24 protein-coding genes and 1 tRNA gene are annotated in these 21,109 nt (G+C 48.6%); 11 read left to right on the plus strand and 14 right to left on the minus strand.

Annotated features, from left to right (window positions below; translation table 11 throughout):
* Nucleotides 1–17 precede the first annotated feature (17 nt).
* Nucleotides 18–2,441, minus strand: coding sequence for a PAS domain S-box protein (locus PV02_RS06370; RefSeq protein WP_256622544.1), 2,424 nt, complete (start codon nt 2,439–2,441; stop codon nt 18–20).
* Nucleotides 2,442–2,769: 328 nt separating this feature from the next.
* Nucleotides 2,770–3,297 carry a GNAT family N-acetyltransferase gene (locus PV02_RS06375; protein WP_256622545.1) on the minus strand — a complete coding sequence of 176 codons (528 nt, stop codon included), beginning with the start codon at nt 3,295–3,297 and terminating at the stop codon, nt 2,770–2,772.
* 269 nt (nt 3,298–3,566) lie between these two features.
* Between PV02_RS06375 and PV02_RS06380 the strand changes: the two genes are divergently transcribed.
* Nucleotides 3,567–3,758, plus strand: coding sequence for a CxxC-x17-CxxC domain-containing protein (locus tag PV02_RS06380; RefSeq protein WP_256622546.1), 192 nt, complete (start codon nt 3,567–3,569; stop codon nt 3,756–3,758).
* Nucleotides 3,759–4,154: 396 nt separating this feature from the next.
* Here PV02_RS06380 and PV02_RS06385 read toward each other — a convergent pair whose 3' ends face one another.
* The 7 genes from PV02_RS06385 to PV02_RS06415 form a co-directional block, all read right to left on the minus strand.
* Nucleotides 4,155–4,349 carry a YwbE family protein gene (locus PV02_RS06385; protein ID WP_256622547.1) on the minus strand — a complete coding sequence of 65 codons (195 nt, stop codon included), beginning with the start codon at nt 4,347–4,349 and terminating at the stop codon, nt 4,155–4,157.
* 10 nt (nt 4,350–4,359) lie between these two features.
* Nucleotides 4,360–5,145, minus strand: coding sequence for a TrmB family transcriptional regulator (locus PV02_RS06390; protein WP_256622548.1), 786 nt, complete (start codon nt 5,143–5,145; stop codon nt 4,360–4,362).
* A gap of 23 nt (nt 5,146–5,168) precedes the next feature.
* Nucleotides 5,169–6,251, minus strand: coding sequence for a COG1361 S-layer family protein (locus PV02_RS06395; RefSeq protein WP_256622549.1), 1,083 nt, complete (start codon nt 6,249–6,251; stop codon nt 5,169–5,171).
* Complete coding sequence (locus PV02_RS06400; RefSeq protein WP_256622550.1) at nt 6,248–8,548, minus strand: efflux RND transporter permease subunit; 2,301 nt, start codon at nt 8,546–8,548, stop codon at nt 6,248–6,250. The genes PV02_RS06395 and PV02_RS06400 overlap by 4 nt, the downstream gene beginning before the upstream one ends.
* A 172-nt stretch (nt 8,549–8,720) precedes the next feature.
* Nucleotides 8,721–8,927 carry a hypothetical protein gene (locus PV02_RS06405; protein ID WP_256622551.1) on the minus strand — a complete coding sequence of 69 codons (207 nt, stop codon included), beginning with the start codon at nt 8,925–8,927 and terminating at the stop codon, nt 8,721–8,723.
* Between the two features lie 15 nt (nt 8,928–8,942).
* Nucleotides 8,943–9,302: an FAD-dependent oxidoreductase gene (locus tag PV02_RS06410; RefSeq protein ID WP_256622552.1), complete on the minus strand. Its 360-nt coding sequence runs from the start codon at nt 9,300–9,302 to the stop codon at nt 8,943–8,945.
* Nucleotides 9,259–9,480 carry an FAD-dependent oxidoreductase gene (locus tag PV02_RS06415; RefSeq protein ID WP_256622553.1) on the minus strand — a complete coding sequence of 74 codons (222 nt, stop codon included), beginning with the start codon at nt 9,478–9,480 and terminating at the stop codon, nt 9,259–9,261. The genes PV02_RS06410 and PV02_RS06415 overlap by 44 nt, the downstream gene beginning before the upstream one ends.
* A gap of 296 nt (nt 9,481–9,776) precedes the next feature.
* Here PV02_RS06415 and PV02_RS06420 point away from each other — a divergent pair, with 296 nt between their 5' ends.
* Nucleotides 9,777–10,004 carry a CxxC-x17-CxxC domain-containing protein gene (locus PV02_RS06420; protein ID WP_256622554.1) on the plus strand — a complete coding sequence of 76 codons (228 nt, stop codon included), beginning with the start codon at nt 9,777–9,779 and terminating at the stop codon, nt 10,002–10,004.
* A gap of 252 nt (nt 10,005–10,256) precedes the next feature.
* Here PV02_RS06420 and PV02_RS06425 read toward each other — a convergent pair.
* Nucleotides 10,257–10,330: transfer RNA gene (locus PV02_RS06425), tRNA-Thr, on the minus strand.
* Nucleotides 10,331–10,431: 101 nt separating this feature from the next.
* On the opposite strand from PV02_RS06425, the gene PV02_RS06430 reads away from it, so the two are divergent.
* From PV02_RS06430 to hisC, 9 genes are all read left to right on the plus strand, one after another.
* Nucleotides 10,432–11,004, plus strand: coding sequence for an aldolase (locus tag PV02_RS06430; RefSeq protein WP_256622555.1), 573 nt, complete (start codon nt 10,432–10,434; stop codon nt 11,002–11,004).
* A gap of 47 nt (nt 11,005–11,051) precedes the next feature.
* Entirely contained in the window at nt 11,052–11,705 is a 654-nt protein-coding gene (locus PV02_RS06435) for a CDP-alcohol phosphatidyltransferase family protein (protein WP_256622556.1), read from the plus strand.
* 46 nt (nt 11,706–11,751) lie between these two features.
* A complete protein-coding gene (locus tag PV02_RS06440) occupies nt 11,752–12,183 on the plus strand; it encodes an archease (RefSeq protein WP_256622557.1) in 432 nt (143 codons plus the stop codon).
* Nucleotides 12,184–12,341: 158 nt separating this feature from the next.
* Entirely contained in the window at nt 12,342–13,808 is a 1,467-nt protein-coding gene (locus tag PV02_RS06445) for an RtcB family protein (RefSeq protein ID WP_305891144.1), read from the plus strand.
* Nucleotides 13,809–14,218: 410 nt separating this feature from the next.
* The gene (locus tag PV02_RS06450) at nt 14,219–14,692 is read left to right on the plus strand and encodes a PUA domain-containing protein (RefSeq protein ID WP_256622558.1); all 474 of its coding nucleotides are present in this window, start codon (nt 14,219–14,221) and stop codon (nt 14,690–14,692) included.
* 77 nt (nt 14,693–14,769) lie between these two features.
* Nucleotides 14,770–15,690 (plus strand): polymer-forming cytoskeletal protein, encoded by a 921-nt coding sequence (locus PV02_RS06455; RefSeq protein WP_256622559.1) that lies wholly within the window; start codon nt 14,770–14,772, stop codon nt 15,688–15,690.
* A gap of 51 nt (nt 15,691–15,741) precedes the next feature.
* A complete protein-coding gene (locus PV02_RS06460) occupies nt 15,742–16,086 on the plus strand; it encodes a hypothetical protein (protein ID WP_256622560.1) in 345 nt (114 codons plus the stop codon).
* Nucleotides 16,087–16,224: 138 nt separating this feature from the next.
* A complete protein-coding gene (locus PV02_RS06465) occupies nt 16,225–17,400 on the plus strand; it encodes an acetylornithine transaminase (RefSeq protein WP_256622561.1) in 1,176 nt (391 codons plus the stop codon).
* The gene (gene hisC / locus PV02_RS06470) at nt 17,387–18,478 is read left to right on the plus strand and encodes a histidinol-phosphate transaminase (protein WP_256622562.1); all 1,092 of its coding nucleotides are present in this window, start codon (nt 17,387–17,389) and stop codon (nt 18,476–18,478) included. The genes PV02_RS06465 and hisC overlap by 14 nt, the downstream gene beginning before the upstream one ends.
* Here the strand turns inward: hisC and PV02_RS06475 are convergent.
* The 4 genes from PV02_RS06475 to artA are packed head-to-tail and all read right to left on the minus strand — an operon-like array spanning nt 18,467 to nt 21,072.
* A complete protein-coding gene (locus PV02_RS06475; RefSeq protein ID WP_256622563.1) occupies nt 18,467–18,829 on the minus strand; it encodes a dihydroneopterin aldolase family protein in 363 nt (120 codons plus the stop codon). The genes hisC and PV02_RS06475 overlap by 12 nt on opposite strands.
* The gene (locus PV02_RS06480) at nt 18,829–19,518 is read right to left on the minus strand and encodes an archaetidylserine synthase (protein WP_256622564.1); all 690 of its coding nucleotides are present in this window, start codon (nt 19,516–19,518) and stop codon (nt 18,829–18,831) included. Before PV02_RS06480 ends, PV02_RS06475 begins: the two co-directional genes overlap by 1 nt.
* Before the next feature lie 24 nt (nt 19,519–19,542).
* On the minus strand, nt 19,543–20,247 hold the full coding sequence (locus PV02_RS06485; protein ID WP_256622565.1) for a phosphatidylserine decarboxylase: 705 nt from the start codon (nt 20,245–20,247) through the stop codon (nt 19,543–19,545).
* Entirely contained in the window at nt 20,248–21,072 is an 825-nt protein-coding gene (gene artA / locus PV02_RS06490) for an archaeosortase A (protein WP_256622566.1), read from the minus strand.
* Between the last annotated feature and the right edge of the window lie 37 nt (nt 21,073–21,109).

Raw genomic sequence — 21,109 nt, forward strand, 5'->3', positions numbered from 1 at the left:
CGGTGCATCGCTCTTTTTTATGGTGGGATGAAGGGTATTGTAAAACTGAAAGTGCTCCCTTTTCCCGGCTCGCTCTCAACAGTTACATTGCCGCCATGCAGCTCCACAAGCTCCTTCACAATGGACAGTCCAAGACCGCTGCCGCTATACTGGCGCGAGAGCTGGCTGTTTATCTGTTTGAAAGGCATGAACAGTTTGTCAAAGTCACTCTCAGCTATACCTATTCCGGTATCTGTCACGGAGACCCGGACTTTATTCCCGCTTGCAGTTGCACTAAGGGCCACCCTGCCGTTATCCGGAGTGAACTTGATGGCGTTGCTCAGAAGATTGTATATTATCTGCTTGACCTTGATCTTGTCTGCAAGCAGTTCTATGTTCTCAGGCTTGATGACGTGCAATTCAATTTTCTTCTTTCTGGCCAGGTGACCGGTCAGTTTCTCTGCATCCTCGAACACTTCATTCATGTTGAAAGGTTCCAGCTCCAGTTCCATCTTTCCGCTCTCTATCTTCGCAATGTCAAGTATATTATTGATAAGCGTCAGCAGGTACTTTCCGCTTGTTGATATGTAATTAGTATATTTCTGCTGTGTTTCGCTCAGGGGTCCCGCATAGCCTTCTGCAAGCATGTCCGAGAAGCCTATTATGGAGTTAAGTGGTGTCCGCAGTTCGTGGCTCATGCTGGCAAGGAACTCGCTCTTGATACGGTTTGCCGACTCAGCCTCCACCTTTGCCCGGAGCATGGCCTCTTCTGCTCTCTTTCTCTCTGTAATGTCCCTGACAACAGCCTGGGTAATATCCCTATATCCGTCAAGGAGTGATGCATTGATCTCAACATCGATGATATCGCCTTTTCCGGTAAGGTACTTTGTTTCCCCATGAATGAAGCTCTGTACCTTGAGCAGTTCCATTACCTTCTCCCCCTCCGGTCTCAGTTCCGGTATCAGAAGGTCTACAACCGACATCTGTTTAAGCTGCTCCTTTGTATACCCCATGATCTCGCAGGCCTTGCTGTTGACCTCAACGATCTGTCCATCTGTCCTGTTTATAAAAATCCCGTCGCTTGACTGTTCTACGAGTGACCTGTATCTCTTCTCACTCCTGGCAAGTTCCTCTTCAGCAAGTTTTTGTTTTGTAATGTTGCGGGCGGTGCCCAGCAGTTGTACATTCCCGTTTTCTAGTACATAGGCGGTTCCTGTGGAGTTCACCCACTGGATACTGCCATCGCCGCACACCAGCCGGTAATCTACGTTCTTTGTGACTCCGGCGTGTAGAACAGTATATTGTATTATATTAAAGAGCTCATCCTTGTCCTCCGGATGTATGCAGGCGAAATAGTCGTCCCAGCTATGGATGGTTGTTTCAGGCAGGCCGAGTACTTTGTCAGCAGGCGCGGAGATTTGAGGGTTGATATAATTCCACTTCTCATCAATATCCGTTCTCCAGATGAGGGTGTCTATTGAAGTGACAAGTTTCCTGTAATCCTCCTCTTTACCTATGAGGCGGCTTTCTGTATACTTGCGCTCAAGAAGACTTGTTATCATTTCCCCTACAAGCTTCACCAGATAGATGCCAGATTCGTTCCATTGCCTTTTTTCACCGACCGTGTTTATTTCAAGAAAGCCCTTGAAAGTAGATTTATAATATAAGGGAACCACCAGTACTGAAGCAATATCCATTTTTCTGAGGCTTTCTTTGATCCCTTTCCCTTCATCATTGAACTCTTCAAGGTCCGGTATATCGATGATGGCCCGTCTGTGGAATTGTTCTGATGCCCATTTGTTGTTCTTGACAGTCTCCTCTATGCCCATGCAAGAAGCGATGTTCTGTGTATTCCATCCATAGGTCCTTGTCATGCAGTCCTGGCTTTTGCTGTCAGAGTACAGGACAGCATGGTGTGCATCCAGGAACCGGGCTACTTCCCCGAGGGCTTTTCTAATTTCACCATCTATCTCATTCAAGGTGCTATTTATCAGCCGGCTGGAGATATGTGATATCAGTTTTTCCTTACGCAACTTCCTTTCAAGCGCTTCTTTAGCCTCTATCACTTTTGTGGCGTCCTCGACGATGCAACAGCAACCTATAATGTTTCCCGTACTGTCGTGCAGAGGCGTTGTCTTCAAATGCATGAAAAGGGATTTTCCCCATATGGAGTAGTAAGGGATCTCTATTGTATTGATAGTTCCATTTTCCAGAGTTTTCCTTATGGGTGCAGATATCCCTGACTCGATTATTGCCGGTGATGACAGCATATTAATTCTGCTTTTTGATTTTTCGGCAGAAGGAGACCCCATCAGGTTAAGAAGGAATCTATTTACATATACTATATTTCCTTCCCTGTCACATGAAAGTATCCCGACGGGTAATTCTTCCATAAGTTTCAGGTAATTATCCTCTAAGGCATACTGCTGTAACAAGGATTTCTCATGCTGCTTATCTATCATGATCTGATTAACCCGGAAGTTCCCGTTCCCACAATTGACTTCTGGAAAGCGTATTCTGTATATACACAAAATTATTATATTACAAGATATTTATAATTTGACATCATACGCTTCTTTGACACTGGGAACTAGAATAAGCAGGAAAATGTAAAATACTACAGCTCTCAGGCAATATTCATTCTTGAACCTACCAGGAAATATAAGGCCACATTACTGCGGCCAATGGCATAAGCAGGTAGGATTAAAGGCATGCAGTAGAACATCCACTGATATCATCCGAATAATAACTCCTTTCCCGGACAGCAGGCATGCACTATGCATCTCCTGTCTAGAGCCGCTTACGCATCACTATCCCGTTATATCTCTTTTCCTCACTGAAAAAGCCGGGGATCCTGCGCAGTTCCACAAAGCCGTTCCTCTCATAGATCTTCCTTGCAGCAGGCCAGCTCTCGGAGACCAGTAATATTATACTGGAAATCGGATATCTTTTGCTCACTCTTCCGGACAGTTCTGTGAACAGCAGGTCCCCATAACCTTTCCCACGATGTTTTTTAAGGATTCCTACGGAAGAAACGTATAGCTCTTTTCCCGCAGTGGTGTGCACCTCGCTGATCCTGTGGCTCAGGGCGAAGCTGTCCTCAGTAATATTCTCCGGATGATCCCATATCTCGGAGGAGATATATCCGCACACCTTGCTGTTAATTTCAAGAAGCAGGAAGCCTTCCGGAAAGTGTGCTATCCTTTCCAGGAAAGCAGCCTTGCTCTCGCGGATGTTCTCATGAAAGGATTCATCTTCTATCAGCATAATCTGATTGACGTCTGCGGATCCGGCTTCCCTGATAGTTATTTTTTCCATGGTAAAGAACTTGTACTTAATACTGATAAGATAAGCCGTAACATACTCTTATATATGATGGTGTTCTCTATTTATCTATCAGTTCGATTGCTCAACGATTTAATAAAGAATTATCATTATTTATGTGCTTCTTTTAGTGAATTGCTTGGACAGTAAAGAGTAAACCGTATCGAAAACCAGATTTGATCAAAGTCAGATTGGATTCTTCATGCGCAATTCTCGATCCCGTTCACAGCGGGACGAACTAGACAATATAAAGGAAATGAAATATGAGATTCGATAACAGAGGCGGCAACAGCAGAGGCGGAAGCGGTGGTTTCAGATCAACAGGTCCAAGAGAGATGCACAAGGCAACTTGCTCCGACTGCAAACAGGAAACCGAAGTACCTTTCGTTCCTGCCCCTGACAGACCTGTATACTGCAGGGAATGCTACCAGAAGCACAAGCCACAGAGATATTAAGATTCATATCTAAGATTTGAATCCCCCATAAGCGGGCAAATATCAAAATCCAGGTACCCATAACAGGATTTCCTGGTTCCGCATTTTTTGCCTGCAGTGGGATTTTTGGCCTATTTTTCAATTGTTTTGATCCGATATATTGCCTTTCTTCTAAAAAAGTGGCATATTGACTTGAAAATTGAAAATGTACTGTTCCCATTATGAGGGGCCCGGATTCTTGCGACCATACCTTTAGGGCGGCACATCGTATGCGTTTCAATGGATGCACGGGTTCCGGCCAATCTCGGAGCCACTTATAAGTCCACATCCAGGTGTGGCAGCTGCAGGAAGAGCTTTGTGTGCTATGCAAGCAATGGTAAAAGCCATATGATCATAAAAACCCCCTGGATGTGTTCTTCAATAAATCTCCTTCACCCTGCCAACGCTTCCGTCCTGTAATTCCACCTTTATCCCATGGGGGTGGGTGGATGAGTTCGTCAGGATCCTCTTCACAATGCCACGGGTGATCTTCCCGCTTCCCTGATCCTGCTTCAGGACAATCCCAACGCTTGCCCCTACCTTGATGTTATTTCTTGCAGTGCCGCTGTTCATGATAAACCTGTCAGTACTCTATGGGCTTTGAGTTTTCCCATTCTGCGTCTATGAAATGTTTAAAGATGTCTACCTGCTCTTTCCCGTTGTACCAGGTAGCCGTCAGGCTCGGGGGGACACTGTCGTCCTTTATGGTGACGACAAGTATCTCCCTGTCATCGATGACAAGTATTCCTCCTTTCAGGGGATGGGAACTTTCTGCATCATAAGACCTGGCTTCAACGCCCGGAAACTGCTTTGTGATGTCCGCTACCACGTCCTTGCTTCGCCCTGTCATCCTCATTCTCACTCCCTCACTGATCTTTTTGAGGACCGTCTCTTTTATGCCTTCCATTATAGGATATACCCCGATCACCCGGTCAAGGGGCTGGTAAGAGGAAGCAAATATGATCTCCTCTCTGGCCGATTCCAGCATCTGGACGATCTTGTCATTGACGTTCTTCACACCGCTGATGTTCCAGACCGCATCCTCTTCCGTCTGTTCCGACATTGCATGATAGATCACTTCAAGCTGCTCCCGGGAATACAGTATGGCCTTCTCATAGTCCTCCTTCAGGATATTGATGACTCTCTCGGGAGGAATCGATTTGTAACGCATGGGCTTTGTATTCTGTATCTCGATTATCCCTTTGTCCTTCAGCTTGGTGATCACGCCGTACACTGCAGAGCGCGGGATGCCGGAAAGCGCATGAATATCCGCTGCAGTCCCGCTCCCATACCGTGTGAGTGCTATAAGCACTTTCGCCTCGTAGGAAGTAAGGCCGAGCTGTTGAAGTGATTCTATCAGTTCATTCATTACCATGTTTAGCTGTCGTTAATTTATTTATTGTTTCTCTTCCTTTTTGAGACCATGTAAGCGGGTGTGCCTATAATGCCCACCATTAACATAAGCCCGGTTATTGTGGTTGCGTTGTCCTTCACCTTCTCTCCTAGGGGAGTGGCCGGACCGACATCCGCAGTCACCTTGAGGGCATCAGAGTACTGACTCTTGTCGTGTACGTCCTTATATTTGACCTCGCTGCTGATCGAGTATTCCTTTGGGGTTGCATCAGCTGCAACATTTACCACGAACGTCGCATTTCTGGACTCGCTTGGCCGCATGTCCCCGAGATAGGCCTGGTCATCTGTTGTGGTGAATGGATCGACTACGCTTATCCTTGCAATACATTCCCTGGCTAGCTGGTCTCCTGTGTTCATATATGTGACAGTGATCGTTTCCCTGTCGCCCGCCTGCAGGTCTGATTCGGTGTGCAGCACCTTGAAGTATGGTTCCTCCTCGATAACTATCGGCAGGTACATGGTCTGGTTGAGGTCCTCATACCAGTAGTATGTATCGCCGTAGGGAGGGGTGACAGCCGAATCTCTCTGGTGCCTGTAGGCTATATCCAGCCGGAGTGTATATGTGCCTGCTTTTGCATTGTCATATATCTCGATGGGGAAGGCTGCAGGTGATGCAAGGGACTTGCCTGTGCTCAGTGAGCCCAGCAGCAGGGTATCAAGCTTTATCTTTATGGGGGCGTCCTGGTCAACCAGTGAAAGTGTGGCGGTCATGGAATCTGCTGTCGTGATGGCCCTGTCCGAGAGAAGTTCGGCGGACATAAAACTGCGGGTAAGACTCTCACCGTACTGGGCGATGTCATCATCTATCTCTTTCTGGTCCGCTTCATAGCCCGTGATCTGGCCGTTGTTCATTACATTAACGTAAAGGACGGCACTCTCTCCTCTCTGGAACACCTTGTCACATGCAAGGTTTGCCTTCAGGTTGGGAGCTCCGTACACATCGTAGTAATCACTTGCAATTTCAGAGACGACCTCCTCGTTTATTCCTGCAGATGCTACCTGCATATAACTTAGCAGGAGTATCGTGATCATAAGCAGCTTTACATTTTTAATTGGTATCATATACTCACCTTATTATTCTCTAGATGTTTTTCTGATGTCTTGCGGGCTGATCTCCAGCTGTCCAGGTTGACCATTATGGGTGGCAGGACAACGATCGTGCTGAACAGGGAGAAAGCCACGGCTATTACTGTAACTATTCCAAAATCGCGTATCATCGGGAACGACGAGATGATGAGGGCTGAAAAGCCGAAGATCACGGTGAAGCCGGATGCAAGGATCGCAGGTCCTACCTTGGAGGCAGCCGTCTCCATTGCATCAAAAGGCTCCAGTCCTTTCTCACGCTCCTCGAAATAGCGCTCCAGCATAAGTATCGTGAATTCGGCGCCTATTCCTATGGCAAGGGCGCCCAGGGTGGCTGTCAGAGGATTATATTTCATGTCCAGAAGATACATCACACCTCCAAGCCATCCGGTTACCATCACTATAGGCAGTATTGTTGCCAGGGATTTCATCCAGTCCCTGTAGATGACAAGCATACCGATGAAGATTATAGCCATACCCAGGTAACCCATGGCTGTCCTTCCGGATGTCAGGGCGCCTATGATAGAAGTGGATGTGACCTTTGACCCCGTTACGGTCACGGTGACTCCGGGAGGCGGTGCGTACCACTGTAGGTCGTTCTCAACCTTATAGATGGTACTTGCGACCTGGGTTGATGTTAGTTCGCTCTCGAGATTGAGGTTGAGGACACCAAGGTTACTACCTTCGATATACCGGTCAGTCACTATCGGGGACATGCCATCGGTAATTGAGACAATGGTATCCCTGTCCGCAGGCACCGAACCATAGGCTGAATAGATCAGCGAACCGATGCTGCTCGATCCTGTGATATGGGAGTGCCTTTCTTCTTCCAGTTCCCCGAAATCGACCATCCACTGTATCAGGTCCGGGTCCAGGATGTCATCGGCTCTGATAATGACATTGATCTGGTCAGAGCCGCCCATTATCCTGTTCAGTTTGTTCAGATCCTGCAGCGCTTCCATATCCTGCGGAACGAAATCCTTGGTATCGGTCTGCACTCCCACATGTTCGTCAAAATACAGTCCTGCAACTGCCAGGATAGCCGCAAGTGCAATCACGACTGCAGGATGTCTTGCAGTCAGGAGGGATGTCCTGGAAAGGAATTGCCCGAAGGATGAGCCTGCCTCCTTTTTCTGCTTTTCAGGATCGTCTCCTCCATTGCATTTCTTCTTCACAGCCCTCCTGTCAAGGATATACAGCAGGGGAACGAGTACGAACATGGAGACAAGATAACACAGTATGGCTCCTACAAGGCTCATCTTTCCGAAGTCCTGTATCATCGGGACCGGTGAGATGAAAAGGGCAATAAATCCCAGTGAGGTTGCCGCCACTGCAGTTCCCACTGCAGGGCCTGTGTGCTTGATCGTGTCGATGATGGCCTCTTCGACACACTCCCCCTTCGCAAGTTCTTCCTCCACACGGTTGTGGAACTGAATGGCGTAGTCGGCGCCAAGCCCTATGAGTATGGGGAATACTGCCATGGATGCCATGGTCATCGGGATGCTCAGGAATCCCATGGCCCCAAAGGTCCAGATCAGTCCTATAACGACTACGGGTATCGGAAGCAAGCACCACCTGACATGGCGGAATACCATGAGCAGTGCGAATATCATCAGGATGAAGGCAAGAGCAAGCATGCTGGTGAGGCTCGAGCTCATTTCCTCGGACATTGCTATGACGAAAGCAGGCTCACCTGTTGCAGTGGCAGTTGTCCCTGCAGGGAAGTCCACCACTCGCAGGGTCCTCTCGACCTCTGCCAGAAGCCTCTTCTTGTTGGTCTCGTCGATGTTTCCCGGCATCTGGATCATGATTATGGCATGCTGCTCATCAGGCATCAGCTGCTCGACATATGCTTCCGGCAGATAGCTCCTGAGGGCATCTATGGTGACATCGCCGGGTATCTCGGAACGTCCAGTTGCAGAGTAGCTTGCGCTTTTGATAAGCGTTGCTACGCTCATCGTATTCTCAACGTCCTTGTCCCTTTGAATGATCAGTTCGAAGTTATCAATGGCCCTGAGTACCTCTGCATCCAGCACCTTGTCCGATTCCACCAGAACGACTATCACTTCGCTGCCGAAGTTCTGCTTGTACAGGTGATCATAATTCTGGTAGGTCTCCGAATCCTTCTTCACGAACGTATCGGTACCGCTCTTGTGCTCGATCATGCCTGCACCATAAAGAGACACGAACATCAAGACGATAGCTAACAGAACAATTAGCTTGGGGCTTTTCTCGATTAGTTCCCCTATTTTTTTATAGATTGTTTTTGCAGACATAAGCAGTCAGTAGTAGAGTACTAACAAAATAAATAGTTAATGCATAACAACAGAATATCAGGAATGTGTAACTGCCCATATTTGACAAAAATCATGAATTTTTTTAAAGATGCTGCTGAGAACAGCTTGATAAAAATGACGCTAAAATAAAAGTGACTACATTTTCCTGCTCTTACCTGAGGATATATTTCAGATCATATGATATGATTGGGTATGCGAACACGGTAGACCTGAGCTGCGTTGCAGTCACGCCGCAGTTCATGGCGACTGCAAATATATTTATGAGTTCCTCCGCCTCAGGGGCGAGGATGTGAGCTCCCAGTATCCTGTCAGTAGCTTCATCTATGATGACTTTGGATGCCGTGTTCCTGAGTTTCATCCTCTTTGTAAAGAATCATTGTTCCATATCGTGGAAAAGCACTTTCTGACCGGAGGATGATTCTTTCTCTGAGGTCCCGACACCCGCGAGAGGAGGGATAGTGAACAAGGCTGACGGTATCATACTATAATCGGCAGTGTACCTGTTCCTGCCTATGATATTGCCTGCGGCGATATCTGCCTGCATACTTACTGCAGGGATAAGGAGAGGTCCGGAGCGTATGCAGTCGCCTGCAGCATAGACCCTTGGATTTGAGACGCTCTGGAAGTATTCGTTAAGGGCGATATTGCCCATCTCCAGTGCAACATTAGCTTTTTCAAGTTGCAGCTCCTCAAGGGCCGGCACCCTTCCGAGGCCGTATGTTATGGGCGTCAACTATGCTGGCCACACCTGTGAGCACTTTTTTAGGAACGCATCCCCGGAGGGCACAGGTCCCGCCTAACTCCCGGCAGTCAGCTATCCCTACTTTCATTCCCGAGTCCCTCCGCCTATATGCAAAAGTGGTCCCTGCAGCTCCTGTTCCTATTATAAAAGCGTTGTAAATGTCTGTCATTTCCCTCTCCCTTAAAAGGGTTTTTTTACTGCTATTTATTTCTTGTCCGGGGGAGGATTGGCAGCATCGGCTTTATATTGTATGAGGTTGTTTGACTATCATAGTTCGATTGCTCAGGAATTCAATAAAGGGTTAGTACATTTGTATCTGCTTCTTTTAAAGATTACTCGGACAATTAGAGTTAGTCGTATCATAATGAGATATCTGGATAATTCCGGGTAAACCCCATCATGCGAATATTCTCGATCTCGGCTCTGCTGAGCGAACTAAATGCAATATATAAGGAGACAAAAAATATGGGATTCAATGACAGAGGCGGAAACAGCAGAGGCGGAAACAGGGGCGGCAGCGGTGGCTTTAGAGGCGGCGGAAGCGGTGGTTTCAGGCCAAGCGGTCCGAGAGAGATGCACAAGGCAACCTGCTCCGACTGCAAACAGGAAACTGAGGTTCCTTTCGTGCCATCCGGTGACAGGCCTGTATACTGCAGGGAATGCTACCAGAAGCACAGACCGGCAAGATATTAGAATTGATGTAATACCTCTATTCTAAAGTATTTACAAAAGGCAGGCATGCAGGACCGCTTTGGCTGGTCCGTGCCTGTCTGATATTTTGCAATTGTTTTTTCTCAGGTAAAGGCATTATAATCATCCTTGAACTGAAACCTGGTTTGAGATTGTCCTGACTCTTCTGTTGTGCTTGATTTGCTTGTTGTACTTAGTCCGTTTACTTATATCAGAACGAGTTGAGCCATAGCGTACAATTAATAAAGGATTAGAAGCCCCGGGCGTGATTTGAACACGCGGCCTAGTGATTACAAGTCACTCGCTCTGCCGGGCTGAGCCACCGAGGCATTCTGTCAGAAATGTGCTCCGCACTTATTTATGCGATGCACTCCCTTACATAGCATGATAGCAGATAAATTTTATGGTTATCCGGGACCGGAGGTGTCCTATGTGGCGTGAGATATCCAGGATAGGTAAAAAACTTGTGGACAGCGGGCTAGTGGAATCCCACTTCGGGAACATCAGTGTAAGGGTAGGGAACCGGATGGTGATCACACGCAGCGGCAGTGCCCTGGATGAGATAGGCGAGGATAGTGTGGTCGAGGTCAGGCTTGATGGCACCTGCGCCCTGGATATCATAGCATCCTCCGAAACTATCGTGCACAGGGCCATCTATAAGAATACCCATGCCCTTGCCATTGTGCATGCGCACTGTCCCTTTGCTGTCGTTATGTCCCTGCTCGCGCATGAGGATTCTGTCCGGCCGGCAGACAGTGAAGGGCAATACTTCCTGGGCAATATCCCTATCGTAAGGGGCGGCATCGGCTCGGAGGAGCTTGCCGCCAACATGTCCCAGGCGCTCGCTTCCCATAAGGCGGCCATCCTGTACAGCCACGGGACCTTCGCCATCGGGCGTGTGCTGGACGAAGCGTATGTTCTCACAACCCAGGTGGAGCACTCCTGCAAGATCAGATACTGGTACGACCTGGCAACCAAAACTCAGGCTCCTGTCACTCCCTGACTCTGGAAAGGATTAAATCGGAATAGAAGACATTTGGTACAATATTCATGACCTCTAACGCCCTCAGACCGCTTGCCCTCAAATACCTTGAACCAATGGCAAGAGCAGCAGCAGACGCAGGCTTATCTCCTAACTCGGTTTCCATCCTGTCACTTCTGTTTGCCGCTATCTCAGGTCTGCTATTCTATTATTCCGGTCGTGATCCGGAGTCAGGCCCACTGCTGGTACTTGCCGCAGGCACACTGGTAGCACTCAACTCCCTGCTCGATGCAATGGACGGCGTGATGGCGCGCTACATGGGAGTATCAAGCCCGAAGGGCGACTTTCTGGACCATGTCATTGACCGCTATGCAGACTCTTTTATAATATGCGGTATTTTCTTCGGAGGCCACGTACAGTGGCAGATAGGGGTCATAACTATCGTGGGTGTCCTCATAACAAGCTACCTGGGAACCCAGGCGCAGGCGCTTAACCTGGGGAGATACTACGGCGGCATAATCGGAAGGGCTGACCGCCTTATACTTATAATGCTGGCCACACTGGTGTATGCCCTGTATCCGGCCCCGGTCCATGGCCTGTCCATCCTTGGCTGGATCATACTGGTAATAGGTGTGGGTAGCCACATAACTGCATTCCAGAGGATATTCTACATCTGGAAGCAACTCAATGCACCTGTATCGGATGCCGGCCAGAAGGATTGAACCGGCAACAATACAGTTCAAATCGGTAAGGAGCGTTCTTTCCCTAATGGACAAGAGATACGAATATCTGGAACACACGGCGGATGCCAGATTCAGGGCTTACGGAGAGTCCCTCGAAGAAGCTTTTGAGAATGCAGCGTATGCCATGTTCAATGTCATGATAGACACTTCAACAGTTTCGGCAGAAACCTCCTATGAAATAGAGCTGACCTCGGAGGATATTGAAGGCCTGCTGTTCAACTGGCTATCGGAAATACTGTTTGTTTTTGAGGTTGAGAGCCTTGCTTTTGCAAAATTTGCAGTTGACAGGCTTGAGCAGGATAAAGATAACTTCAGGCTTGTAGCAAGGGCCCTGGGAGAGGAGATCGATCTTTCCAGGCACAGGTTCGGCACCGAGGTCAAAGCGGCCACATATAATGACATGAGAATAGAGAGAACGCCTGAAGGCTGGATGATACAGGCAACAGTCGACACATGACAATTGTGTTCTCTGTCTTCGTCTCCATGGAGGGCCCTGCCGGCGGCCTGCACTTTTAGGTACGCAGGCGATTGTTATCCATTCACTCTATCATCAACATGTTCATACGTTTACAGCATATAGTTCAAATCACACACTTTTACCAAGAGGAAAGATCAATGTCAGAGGAAACTGAAATCTCAGTATTTGATATACTTATAAAAATAGATGATAACACCTGGGAGGTGCCGATAGGATACAAAGCTGGAATGCACGTTCCGGGGAGGATATTCGTATCAGGGCACCTGCTGGGCATCCTGGAAAAGGAGACCATCGACCAGGTGGCGAATGTCGCGATGCTGCCCGGCATACAGAAATATTCTATGGCAATGCCGGATGCCCACCTGGGATATGGTTTCTCTATAGGCGGCGTTGCTGCATTCGACAAGGAGAATGGGATCATCAGTCCCGGGGGAGTGGGCTTTGACATAAACTGCGGAGTTCGCCTTATACGCACCAACCTTCTGGAGAACGATGTGCGTCCGAAGCTCTCCCAGCTGCTTGATGACCTCTTCGAGGCCATTCCCACCGGGGTGGGTTCCAAGAGCCGCCTGAGGGTATCCGATGCAGAACTGGATGATATCTTCATTAACGGTGTCCAGTGGGCTGTGGATAAGGGATACGGCGTGAAGGAAGATCTTGACCACTGTGAAAGCGGAGGAAAGATACCCGGCGCAGATCCCTCCAAAGTAAGTGCCAAGGCCCGCAAGAGGGGAAGACCGCAGCTCGGGACGCTGGGAAGCGGCAACCACTTCCTGGAAGTGCAGTATGTGGATGAGATATACGACGAAGAGCTGGCCTCTGTTTTTGGCCTCCATAAAGGTCAGGTCACGTTCATGATCCACTGCGGATCACGCGGTGCCGGTCACCAGATATGCACGGACCACCTGCAGGTACTGACGCAAGCCTCAAGGAAATATAATATTGCCTTACCCGACAAACAGCTTGCATGTGCTCCGGCGCAGTCTCCCGAGGCACAGGACTACTTCAAGGCGATGCTGTGTGCCGCAAACTACGCATGGGTGAACAGGCATGTGATTATGCACTGGACCCGCGAAGTATTCGAGAAGACATTTGCAGAGGAGTTCGGCGACCTGGGCATGCATCTGGTCTATGATGTGGCGCATAATATCGCCAAGCTTGAAGAACACACAGTGGACGGGAAGAAGACAGAGGTTTATGTACATCGCAAGGGAGCTACCCGTGCCTTCTCACCGGGACATCCAGACCTCCCCGATGACTATCGTGTCACAGGCCAGCCGGTGATCATTCCCGGCAGTATGGGGACCGCGTCCTACGTGCTGTGCGGTACTAAAGAGTCAATGGAAATCAGCTTTGGAAGTGCATGCCATGGGGCAGGGCGCGTGATGAGCCGCAAGAGTGCAAAAAGTGAGCTCCATGGAGAGCAGGTCCGTGAGGAACTGAGCCTTAAGGGTATCCAGGTACGTGCCTCCCAGCCGTCCCTTATTGCAGAAGAGGCTCCCGAGGTCTACAAGTCCAGCAGTGAGGTGGTGGACGTTGTGCACGATCTGGGGATAGCCAAAAAAGTTGCAAAGCTTCTGCCTATGGGAGTGATCAAAGGTTAATGGTCCCGAAATAGGTCGGAGAAAACACGGTTGGTAAAGAAGACAATTCTGACCGGGTAGTCAGTCTTGGCTTCTACTCTTACTTTCTTACTTACTTTTGTTTTAAACTGCAGGCCAGGAACTAAAGAACTAATATAGGGCCACGCCTCAGCCACGATATTCTAAAGAGGATCAGAAGATGAGCAATGAGGAAACGAGAGTGTTTGAGGGGATGAATGGTTTTGCTTGGTTACAGTTACTATACCTTTGAATACAGCTACAAGCAGTTTTCTCGTTTCCTCAGGATATAATTGGTCATTATTATATATAAATCTGTTCGATATTCTTTATATACTATTTTTGATTTGCCCTTCATTTTCTGCCGAACGGACCGCTATGAATTTAATACTTATATCGTATTTATAGTTCCTATGCAGACAAATGATAAAAATCTTGCCAGGGTTCGCATAATGGCAGACTTCCAGTTTGGAAAGGGGTGTGGGGACATCCTTTTCCCCGACAGTGTCACTTTCAGGCTTTCAAAGACCAAGCGCGTAAGGCAGGTTTTCAATAGCAATGATCACATTGCAACAGTGCGTGCAAGCGACGGAATGTTCACTCTTGGAATTGAGGGTGCACGTAGTCTGCATGATTTCCTCCCCGGACCCCATAAGAGGGTTGTGGTATGCGAAGATGCTGTCCCTTTCGTGTCTCAGGGAAAGACCACCTTTGCAAAACACGTGACCTCAATAGATCCTGAGCTCCGGGCAGGCGATGAGGTCATTGTTGTAAGCGGCTCCGATGAACTGCTGGCAACCGGCCAACTGCTTCTCTCTCCTGAAGAGATCCTTGTTCTTGACAGGGGAATGGCTGTTGATGTCAGGCGTGGCAGGGATCAGGCATAGGTATGTATTAATATATCTGAACGTATTAAATATGAGAAAAATAATATAAGCAAAAGCTTATATTATGCACCAGAGCCATGAACCCGACAGAAGCAAGCCAGTCTCCGGAACGCGAGAGTACAGAAGGGGAAGTTTTCAAGACATTCGTTATCCCTGACAGGACACGGATGGAAGAACATACTATCGTCGTAGAAGGGGATGTGATCATAGGCAACCATTCCGAGATAAAGTACGGTATAATCTCCAACTCCGCCATACTCGGCGAAAGGGTGGAAGTGTCAGGAGACCTTATATCCAGATTTGATGTGAGGGTCGATATATGGTCCCATATCAGCGGTAATATCAAAACGGATACTAATGCCTACATCGGTGAGTTCGTCACCATAGACGGCAAATTGGTTGTAAAGGGAGATCTCGATGTCGGCAACGACGTCAAGATAAACGGAGGCTTTGAGGCCAAAGGCTGGATAGTGGTGCGTAATCCTGTTCCTGTCATTGTCTATCTTTATCTTTACATCAGTGAACTGTTAAGGCTTGGCAAGGACGAGGAAGTGGAAAAAGCCCTTAGCGAACTGTTCGATGATGAAGTTGGGGCTGTGAGTATCAACAGCATGATAATCCCGAATGGCTCCAGGATATCCATGGACTCCATCAGGGTGCCCTCAAAAGCACTTATCGGGAGTGGCTGCAGGCTTGTTGGTAACATACGTGCGACCTCCCTGGAAATGGCAAACGATACAACCCTTTATGGCAGCATCCGCACTATCCAGGACATCGCATTGGGTAAGAATAACATAATCCATGGGAATATTGTTTCAAGAGGCAATGTGTACATAAATGAAAAGACCCACGTGCTGGGTGAGATCAATGCACAGGCCATCAGGATCCACGAAAGCGCCCGTGTGGACGGCGTGATGCGTGCTTCAGGTGGTATTGTGTTCGAACGAGAGGAAGATAAAGTTCTCAGCGAAAAGGAACTGATGCAACTTAATATTTAATAGGATGTACCTGTTTAGGACTATGGTTAAAACGAATATTGAGGGCTGTTTATGAGCTCCAGTGAATTACTAGACTTTCTTGATCTTGTACTTCGGTTGTGCATTTTCCTGATGGCATTAATGATATCCAGTTTGCTTGTCAGGATAGATGCAGACGTGATCCGTTCCAGGATCTACGTATCCTTCAGGAAACTGAAAGGAGCGTTCGTATTGCTTACAGTGGGTTTTATGTTCTATCTTGCAGAAATCTTCATAGATCTCAGTGGTCCGGTAGCGTCAGCCAGTGGCAATGACCTGCTCACCGGAGTGCTGTCCATTACTTTCCAGGCACTGGTCCTCTTTTTCCTGTATCATCTGTACGTGGCTATAAGAGTCCCGGACAGAAGAATACTCTGAAGGCCCTATTTTTAGGGCTTTTACCTTCTTTGTTTTGTTTGCAGTTGAATAAGGTTTATATCTATGGATTCAATCCATAAGCAGATCTAAAATAAGTTAAAATAAGTTTGTACATTATATAGCGCACAAGGTGTTTACATGACAGATCATTTAATCTCACGATCCTCATCCCACGAGACCGTGGTCCGGAAAGATGCGAAGTACGTGATGCAGAACTATGGCCGGCAGCCCCTGGTACTGGAAAGCGGCAGTGGCTGTATGGTCCGTGATATCGACGGCAACGAATACATTGACTGTGTCGCGGGCATCGCAGTGAACAATGTAGGGCACAGCCACCCCAAACTGGTGGAAGCGATAAAGAAGCAGGCAGAAAAGCTGATGCACGTTTCCAACATCTATTACACCGTTCCCCAGGCAGAACTTGCCGAAAAGCTCGTCCAGCTTACAGGCATGTCCCGCGTGTTCTTCTGTAACTCAGGGACTGAAGCAGTGGAGGCTGCAATGAAGCTTGCACGCGCCAAGACCGGGAAGACCGAATTCGTGGCGGTCGAGCATGCATTCCACGGGCGTACCATGGGCGCGCTATCGCTCACGTACAAGGAAATGTATCGTGCGCCCTTCAAGCCGCTTGTCCAGGAGGAGAAGTTCGTGCCCAGCAATGATGCACAGGCGGTTGCGGATGCTATCACTGGCAAGACCGCAGCGGTTATCGTGGAGCCTATCCAGGGTGAGGGCGGGATAAACATCCATAGCGATGCATACCTCAAGGAAGTCCGTAAGATATGTGACGATACAGGAACCCTCCTCATCTTTGACGAGGTACAGACCGGCTTCGGCCGGACCGGCAAGTGGTTCTGTAAGGAGCACTCCGGCGTCGAGCCTGACATAATGACAATGGCAAAAGCAATGGCCGGCGGTTTCCCCATGGGCGCCATAGCAGCCCGTGAAGGTATCTCCTTTGAGCGCGGCCAGCACGCAGCTACCTTTGGCGGCAATCCTCTTGCATGTGCAGCAGCTCTCGCTTCAATCGATATCATTGAAAAGGAAGGTCTTCTCGGGCATGCAACCGAAATGGGCAACTACTTCATGAACCGCCTGAAGAAGATTCCTCTGGAAGGCGTTGTAGACGTGCGTGGCCGCGGGCTTATGATAGGTGTCGAGCTGGACCGCAAGTGTGCCGACATCGTGGATTTTGCCATGAAGAAAGGCGTGCTGCTCAACTGCACCTCCGAGAAGGTATTGCGTATCGCTCCTCCGCTGGTAATAACCAAAGAGCAGATCGACTCGGTGGTGGCTGTGCTTGAGCAGGCCTGAGCTGGTAAAGAAGGAGATAGCCGGCATAGCCGAGTATGTCCCTGGCAAGTCCATTGAGGAGATAGCCCGCAAGTACGGCCTTGAGCCTGCTTCCATTATAAAGCTGGGCTCAAATGAAAATGTCCTGGGGCCTTCCCCCCGGGCCATCGCAGCTGTCGCTGCAGCTACAAAGGCTATGAACATCTATCCCTCGGCCGATGCTTCGGAACTGGTGGAGGCAGTTTCCGTCTATACCGGCATCCCGGCAGAGAACATCTGTGCAGCAGGTCCTGGCATGGACGGCCTGCTTGACAACCTCATGAGGCTGCTGATATCTCCCGGCGACGAGGTGATAATACCTCTGCCCACATTCTCATACTATGAGATAGCGGCCCGTGCGAACGGTGCGGTCCCGGTCTTTGTGCGGTCCGCTGAGGACTATGCTTTCGATATCGAAGGTATAATCAATGCAGAATCGGAAAGGACCAAGATAATATTCCTCTGTTCCCCTAACAATCCTACAGGAAGGCTTGTGAGCGAAACCGACCTGCGCAGGATACTTGAGCACACGCGGGGCCTGGTCTTTGTGGACGAGGCCTACGTGGAATTTGCAGACCGTAACCAGTCCCGTCTTCTGGAAGAATATGACAATATCGTCATTGGAAGGACTCTCTCCAAAGCCTTTGGCCTTGCAGGCATGCGCCTGGGCTATGGCCTGATGCCTTCCTGGCTCAGGTCCCAGTACATGAAGATAGCAACCCCTTTTAACATCAGTGTGCCTTCCATAGCAGCAGGTGTCGCTGCACTCTCCGATGATGCCTACCTGCAGGAAAGCATCAGGTTCACACGCGAGGGGCGCGCCTTCCTTCTGAAGAACATTCCTTTCCGGGTATATGACTCGCAGGCCAATTTCGTGCTTGTGGACGTTGCTCCACTGAAATCCAGGGATGTCAGTGAGGCCCTGCTGAAAAAAGGAATAATTATCAGGGACTGCAAGTCTTTCAGGGATGCAGGCGACTCTCTCATACGTGTGACAGTGGGTACGCCTGAGCAGAACGAAAAGCTTATTGCAGCCTTTAAAGAGGTTTCAGTTCTCTGAACTGTAAACCTTCTCTATTTTCATTAGCGGATAGTTCAATCCCGCATCATATGCAAGTCTTACGTCCGCAAGCACTGAATTGTAACTGACGGTGATCCTTACGTCCAGCATCCTGCCCTCAAGCTCGCAGTAACCGAACTCGCTGTTCAGTTTTGAACGGACCATGCTCCTGTCAATGGAGACCCTGATGCTCTTTACGAAAGGCTGTACTGAGATGCTATCCTGTATTGCTCTCTCCAGGCTGTCTGCGGTTCTCAGGCTGATGGGCGAGCCCGTGAACTGATGATAGAGTGCACCAAGCTTGATACCGGCCTCAAAAAGGGCATTGTCCCTGTCTGTGATGTTTTCCATCAGGCATCAACCTTCCTTTCTCCGTTTCTCCTGAAAACCGGCGAGATCACATAGATCATCATGACTGCCATCAGCAGGGACGCCAGTGTATGCGTGTATTCTGTATTAATGGGGTAAGAGAGCACTGTAATAGTGAAGAGCAAGCCGACTGGCCCTACATGCACGGGCTTCCTTGCCTTCATATATGTCACTTTGCTGATCATCAGCAGCCCGATAATAAATGAAAGCAGGATCATAAGTCCGCTGTGGAAATATCTCTCTCCTGCCAGTACGTATGCGGAAAGAATGATCCCTCCTGCCGTTATAGGAAGCCCTTTAAAGGAAGGAAGTCCCTGGTGGGCGGTGTTGAATCTTGCCAGCCTGAGAATGCCACAGAAGAAGTAAAAGCAAAGTGCTGCAAGCAAAAGATATGATGCCTCTGTGCCAGCTGCGGCATATACTATTGCTACAGGGGCAAGCCCGAAAGAGATGACGTCTGCAAGGGAATCCAGATTCGCACCTATCTCGCTGCCGGAGAAAAGCCTTGACAGGTAACCATCAGCACCATCTGCGACAGCGGCCGCCAGTATAAGCACGGGTGCAAAGTATGTAAAACCATTCTGTACAAGTATCACAGCCAGTAACCCTAAGAGGGAATTGAGCAGTGTTACCAGATCAGCTACTTTTAAAGTCCGTATTATTATGTTCACTTCCATTTTTTCTAGGGCTAGCTGTTATACCTGTGGTGACCTGCCGTTATTCATGCGCAGAATGTCAAAACCATCATGGGCAGCCAGGATATCGCTGCTTTCGATCTCGTGATCGCTCAAGTCGGTCTTGCGGGCTATGACAGTCATGCCTGCAGTAACCTTATCTCCTTTCTTGCAGAGGATATCGAAGTTATCGGGAACTGTCACATCAACCCTTGAGCCAAAGCGGATCATTCCCAGCCTTTCACCTCTGACCATGTGGTCTCCCACCTGTACATAGGAGACTATCCTTCTTGCTATGGTCCCGGCTATCTGCACGACCTCTACTATCCCATGTTCAGTCTCGATGAATATATGGTTGCGCTCGTTCCTCTCCGAATCCTTGAAAAATGCAGGGATGTATCCTCCTTTCTTATACTCTATAGCAACCACTTTGCCTGTCAGGGGTGCCCTGTTGACATGAACGTTGTGGACATTCATGAAGATACAAACCTTGCGTCCCCTGATATCCACAATTTTCCCGTCAGCAGGTGCTGTCATACTGCTGCAGGACTGCTCAACCTCTCTCTCGGGATCCCTGAAAAAAAAGACGAAGAAGATCAACCCTGCTATTCCTAGAACTGTGATCATGCCCATGTACGGCAGATACAAGGTTGTGTGTGCAATGGCAGCAAGCGTGCTGATGACGACAAGGGCCATAATCCATGGAGCAGAGCCTTTAGCAAGCATTTAATCGTTCCCTGTTACTCTTTCATATATGCTGTGAACGTATCCTGCCACCATATACCATATACCTTCTATAAGGTCGACAAGTTCGGGCAGTATACGCATGACCACGTATGCTATGGCAAAAAGGGCGATGCCGGATCCTGCTTTTGCAATCGTGTGGTGTGCTATCTCAAAGCTGTTTGGGCCGAACCATTGGTAGGCATATGCGACAATCACAAATACATCTCTTATTATATTTAAAGCATATATTATAGGTACGGATACCATAAATGCTGCTGCCAGCTTTTTCAGTGGCGCATTCACGGAAGCAATAAGGCCTATGAACAGTGCAATGCTCTCTATTGCCGTGCAGGCAAGTATTATCTCTACCTTGTATCCATTCAGAGATATCTTGTTCCATGCAGCCATTTCCGCCGGATGTCCCAGGACCTGAAGTACCCAGAACACATTATCCGTGACAAGGGATATTATCCACGTATTGAGGAACTCCATCTGTGCGAAGGGGAAATAGAACAAAGAGGCAAGTGCTGTTGCCGAGGTGGCCATGGATGTGACATCAACGGACCCGTCGCCTATAAGCCTTAACGACCTGTACTCCCTGAACATATTATAGGCCAGCAACAGGCAAATGATGCCCACTAAGATGACCAGCACTACATTGACATAGTCCCCTATTTCGATAAAGTGCATTGGCTGATAGAACCAGTGTATGGAAAAGAATCCCCATCCTATAGCTCCAAGCAATTTACGTATTCTTCTTTTTTTGGATAGCAGTGAGCAGGCTAACATGAACGCCACCGCAACCCATAGTACATTTTCTATCATTTACAAGCACCTTTAATAGGTATGCCTGTATATATGA

Origin of the sequence: Methanolobus chelungpuianus, assembly GCF_024500045.1 — an archaeon.
GTDB classification, from domain to species: domain Archaea; phylum Halobacteriota; class Methanosarcinia; order Methanosarcinales; family Methanosarcinaceae; genus Methanolobus; species Methanolobus chelungpuianus.

Coding starts and splice junctions, on each gene's coding strand:
- PV02_RS06370 (WP_256622544.1), bottom strand. CDS start 2,441: ATGATAGATAAGCAGCATGAGAAATCCTTGTTACAGCAGTATGCCTTA.
- PV02_RS06375 (WP_256622545.1), bottom strand. CDS start 3,297: ATGGAAAAAATAACTATCAGGGAAGCCGGATCCGCAGACGTCAATCAG.
- PV02_RS06380 (WP_256622546.1), top strand. CDS start 3,567: ATGAGATTCGATAACAGAGGCGGCAACAGCAGAGGCGGAAGCGGTGGT.
- PV02_RS06385 (WP_256622547.1), bottom strand. CDS start 4,349: ATGAACAGCGGCACTGCAAGAAATAACATCAAGGTAGGGGCAAGCGTT.
- PV02_RS06390 (WP_256622548.1), bottom strand. CDS start 5,145: ATGAATGAACTGATAGAATCACTTCAACAGCTCGGCCTTACTTCCTAC.
- PV02_RS06395 (WP_256622549.1), bottom strand. CDS start 6,251: ATGATACCAATTAAAAATGTAAAGCTGCTTATGATCACGATACTCCTG.
- PV02_RS06400 (WP_256622550.1), bottom strand. CDS start 8,548: ATGTCTGCAAAAACAATCTATAAAAAAATAGGGGAACTAATCGAGAAA.
- PV02_RS06405 (WP_256622551.1), bottom strand. CDS start 8,927: ATGAAACTCAGGAACACGGCATCCAAAGTCATCATAGATGAAGCTACT.
- PV02_RS06415 (WP_256622553.1), bottom strand. CDS start 9,480: ATGACAGACATTTACAACGCTTTTATAATAGGAACAGGAGCTGCAGGG.
- PV02_RS06420 (WP_256622554.1), top strand. CDS start 9,777: ATGGGATTCAATGACAGAGGCGGAAACAGCAGAGGCGGAAACAGGGGC.
- PV02_RS06430 (WP_256622555.1), top strand. CDS start 10,432: ATGTGGCGTGAGATATCCAGGATAGGTAAAAAACTTGTGGACAGCGGG.
- PV02_RS06435 (WP_256622556.1), top strand. CDS start 11,052: ATGACCTCTAACGCCCTCAGACCGCTTGCCCTCAAATACCTTGAACCA.
- PV02_RS06440 (WP_256622557.1), top strand. CDS start 11,752: ATGGACAAGAGATACGAATATCTGGAACACACGGCGGATGCCAGATTC.
- PV02_RS06445 (WP_305891144.1), top strand. CDS start 12,342: ATGTCAGAGGAAACTGAAATCTCAGTATTTGATATACTTATAAAAATA.
- PV02_RS06450 (WP_256622558.1), top strand. CDS start 14,219: ATGCAGACAAATGATAAAAATCTTGCCAGGGTTCGCATAATGGCAGAC.
- PV02_RS06455 (WP_256622559.1), top strand. CDS start 14,770: ATGAACCCGACAGAAGCAAGCCAGTCTCCGGAACGCGAGAGTACAGAA.
- PV02_RS06460 (WP_256622560.1), top strand. CDS start 15,742: ATGAGCTCCAGTGAATTACTAGACTTTCTTGATCTTGTACTTCGGTTG.
- PV02_RS06465 (WP_256622561.1), top strand. CDS start 16,225: ATGACAGATCATTTAATCTCACGATCCTCATCCCACGAGACCGTGGTC.
- PV02_RS06475 (WP_256622563.1), bottom strand. CDS start 18,829: ATGGAAAACATCACAGACAGGGACAATGCCCTTTTTGAGGCCGGTATC.
- PV02_RS06485 (WP_256622565.1), bottom strand. CDS start 20,247: ATGCTTGCTAAAGGCTCTGCTCCATGGATTATGGCCCTTGTCGTCATC.
- artA (WP_256622566.1), bottom strand. CDS start 21,072: ATGATAGAAAATGTACTATGGGTTGCGGTGGCGTTCATGTTAGCCTGC.